The sequence below is a fragment of the Saccharothrix sp. ST-888 genome, from assembly GCF_000955975.1.
Classification (GTDB): domain Bacteria; phylum Actinomycetota; class Actinomycetes; order Streptomycetales; family Streptomycetaceae; genus Kitasatospora.
The window spans coordinates 1-274 of record NZ_JYJF01001054.1 but is presented as its reverse complement, the minus strand read 5'-3'; the positions used below and the strand labels follow the sequence as shown (position 1 = coordinate 274).

At 70.1% G+C, this 274-nt stretch carries 1 protein-coding gene; it reads left to right on the top strand.

Annotated features, from left to right (window positions below):
• The coding region (locus UK12_RS35570) for a hypothetical protein (protein WP_045307366.1) at positions 1-274 on the top strand (274 nt) is incomplete at both ends.

Genomic DNA, 274 nt, shown 5'->3' with positions numbered 1-274 from the left:
GATCGACGCGGTCGAGGCGCACGGTACGGGTACGCGACTGGGCGACCCGATCGAGGCGCAGGCGCTGCTGGCCACCTACGGCCAGGAGCGGTCGGAGGAACGGCCGCTGTGGCTGGGCTCGGTGAAGTCGAACATCGGTCACACGCAGGCGGCTGCCGGTGTGGCGGGTGTGATAAAGATGGTGATGGCGATGCGGCACGGTGTGCTGCCGCAGACCCTGCACGTCGATGCGCCGACCCCGCACGTCGACTGGACGGCGGGCGGTGTCTCGCTG